At 43.5% G+C, this 3,300-nt stretch carries 1 protein-coding gene; it reads right to left on the minus strand.

Translation table 11 applies throughout. The annotated features are described in order from the left end of the window. Positions 1-188: 188 nt before the first annotated feature. Entirely contained in the window at positions 189-3,032 is a 2,844-nt protein-coding gene (locus tag HMPREF9072_RS06845) for a triple tyrosine motif-containing protein (protein ID WP_009750569.1), read from the minus strand. Positions 3,033-3,300: the final 268 nt, after the last annotated feature.

Consider the following 3,300-nt stretch of genomic DNA (forward strand, 5'->3'; position numbering starts at 1 on the left):
AAAAACAGGGTTTCGAGGCGAAAGAAAAGGGAACAGGCACTAGGCCTTAGGCCACAGGCACTAGGAGGGAGTATGACGGAAAATCAAAGGAAACCTCCTCCTTTACACATACCCAGCTGTCCCTGCCTACCTTCAAAAGGGGGATTAGTGACAGGAAAGATAAAGGAGAGGTGGTGGAAAGGTGTTTTTTACTGGAATTTTACAAAAAAGTCGTACAGGTTATCGGTTTCGGAAAGGTTGAGTTTTTTGCGGATACGGTAACGGGCGGTTTCAACCCCACGAATGGATACACCTTGCATAGTGGCGATTTCTTTGGTTGTGTAATTAAGCCTTATCAGTACGCAAATGCGCAAATCGGTGGTGGTGAGTGAAGGGAAACGCTCTTTGAGATTCTTGAAGAAGTTCTTGTGAATCATATCGAAGTTTTCTTGGAATACTGCCCATTGGTCTTCTTCTGAGATATTCTCGCGGATATGTTGCAAAATAAGATGACTTTTGGCTTTACTTACTTTCTGGTTGTCCATTAGTTGTTCGAGCTCTACTATGAGATTGGTAAGGAACTCGTCGCGCCTGATGTTTAGCATAGTGGCTTCGGCAAGAGCCTTACTCTTGTACTCTAACTGGTTGGCGAGCATTTGGTTTTGGAGTTTAGTTACTTCTTGTTCGCGTGACTCGAGCAGGCGTTGGCGACGTATTCTTTCACGCAAGAAGGAACGCTCTTTTTTCTTCATTTTATAACGGAAGTAGATAGCTGTTGCTACGATACTTACCCCGATGAAGCTGACGAAATACAATATATAAGCCCAAAGGCTTTTATACCAAGGGGTAGTGATTTGAAACGGGAGGGAATAGAGGGAGAGCTCTTTGTTTAGTTCGTTGAGCACTTTTACCTTGAGCCTGTATTTACCAGGGGGGAGATTTTGATAGCTGATGCTAAAATCGGGGTCGGCTTGTGTCCACCGCTTGTCATATCCTTCTAAGACGTACCACAGTTGGTAATGTTCTTTACTAAAATTGGGATACTGAAATTGGAACACTAAATTGTTTTTGGCGTAAGGGAAAGAAGGATTGTCGGTAATTTCTTCCAAAAGATATTGGTCGGTATTGCGGTCGTAGGAGCGGAGGCTTTTTAGGCTGAGATTATAGGGGTAGGTGGTTTGAGGGGCATTATCAGTATAACGGGCGATACTACCGTCTAAACAAAAGAAAGAAGCACCATCGGAGGAAACGAATACTGAGGCACGGTCTTCGGTGGTGGGGTGTTGGAGCTCATCGAAAGCAATCTTTTCGGTTATTTTGTATTGACCATCGGCAAAGGAAACTAAAAAGTAATCGGTGGCAGTGATAAACCAGAACCGATTATCGTTTATGGGTACTATATTGCGGGTTTTGGTGAGCTGAGGGAGTTGTTCATTGAGGATAGTATAAGGTACAATTTCTTCTTTATCTTCGTTGTAGTAGTAGAATTGAGAGCCGTCGGCAAAGACTACTTTTCCGCGTATTTTGAGGAGGCGAAGGGCTTCTTTGGTTTTAGGTTTACTGAACACAGCTTTGTGTTTCACCTTTTTTAGGTCTTCGGTAAGTGAAAGTTTGCAGACGCCTTTATAGATGTGATTTGTCCAGATGTTGCCCATAGGGTCTATTTCGATGCGATAAGTAAGGTCGAAGAAGCCATCGACGATATGTGAGGGCTCCCACCTGCCAGCTTTATTTCTCTTGTAAATAGTAAGTACAGAATACGAAGAGCCGACGAGCACCTCCTGACCGTGAATCGTTCCTTTCTTTAAATCCATACCTCCGACGCCTACATTGCTGAGGGGACGTAATTGGTCACCTACGAGTTCGGAGACTCCTTTGTTATGTCCTACAAATAACTGGTGGTCGAACTGCTTTACAAACCACACTTGGCTTGAGAAGTTGGGCAGTTTGTTGAGTTTCCCGTTAGTAAGAGAAAAGACTCCTTTATTAGAGGCTAAGTAATAAGAGTTGCCTTGCTCAGCCATATCGCTGATGAGCTCTACATCGCCATTTAAATTTAAGAAGCGGAGTTTGCTAGGGATTTCAATCATAGCAATACCGTTGTCTAAGGCTACCCAGAGGTTGTGCTGGATATCTTCATAAAGCCCGAGTACGGTGTTATTGTTCAGTCCGTTTTTCTTGTGGATATGCCACAGGAGTTTACCTGTGCTGACATTGATAGCATACAAACCTTCGGAAAGGCTTCCTAAGATGAGGTTACCTTCATCGGTAATGAGCGCACGGTTCAGCCTAATGGAGGGTAATAGGGTGTCGATATCGGTAGTGAACTTGCGCAACTGGTCGGTTTGAGGATTGAAAAAGAACAAGCCGTTCTTGTCGGTTACCAGAAGGAGTTCTTTTTGATAGGGGATAGTAGCGATTACCAATCCTCCTAAGCTGTTAGTAGAGAGTTTTTGGTGGAGGCGATGCTGAGGGTCGATGGTATAAAAGTCGGCATTTACACCTTGCATATAGAGGGTATTGCTGTCGGAGAACATTGCAAAAGGGGCGGGTTTAGGGCTGAAAGCGCGTACTTGGTTGCCGTCGAACACAAAATAGGAGGAGAAAGTTTGGAAGTAAATTTTATCTTGATGCTTGAATATGCGCCAGACTTCATCGTTGTGAAAGCGGTAATCTTTGAGTTGGTCTTTTAGAGAAGTGTAGACCAATTGGTTTTGAGCATTGCGCTGGAAGTAGCCAAACTCTTCGAAAGAGCCTACATAGACGCGCAGTTTGGAATCGTTATTATCGGCAAGAACAGAACGGGCTATTTTTTTCTGGGGCAGGTAGTGGAGTTGCCATACCTGTCCGTCGAAAGTAAGTAGCCCTTGGTTATTAGCCACGTAGAGGACGCCCGTTTTGCATTGGCTTATTTGCCAATTTTGCAAGCCTGCCTTGTATTGAGTTTGAGAGTAGTTATAGATAGGTGGGACAAAGGGCAAGTCCTGATTTTGGGCTGTTGTGGTGGGGAAATGCCCCAAAAGAATGATAAGTAAGATGATGAAGTGCTTCATATCTATCGCACAATAGTGAGCGGCAAAGGTACGAAAAAAAATTAAATAAGGTGCATTAGATAGGTAAAAGATATGAGGGAAATTAGAAAATGAGGAAATGAGGAAATGAGAGAATAAAAGAAAAATCAATTAAAAAAATGAATAATTTAGGTGTGAGTAAAAAGTAGTGATGGCTATTAAGGTGAAAGACAAGGTTTGTCAGGAGGTAGAGCGGGGGTAAGATAAAGGTAGGGTGAACGATGAGTGGCTCTACAGTGGCTCTACAGTG

The sequence above is a fragment of the Capnocytophaga sp. oral taxon 324 str. F0483 genome (genome assembly GCF_000318315.2).
In the GTDB taxonomy this organism is placed as follows: domain Bacteria; phylum Bacteroidota; class Bacteroidia; order Flavobacteriales; family Flavobacteriaceae; genus Capnocytophaga; species Capnocytophaga ochracea.

Excerpts from the sequence above, each read along its gene's own strand:
- HMPREF9072_RS06845 (WP_009750569.1), bottom strand. The coding sequence starts at position 3,032 with ATGAAGCACTTCATCATCTTACTTATCATTCTTTTGGGGCATTTCCCC.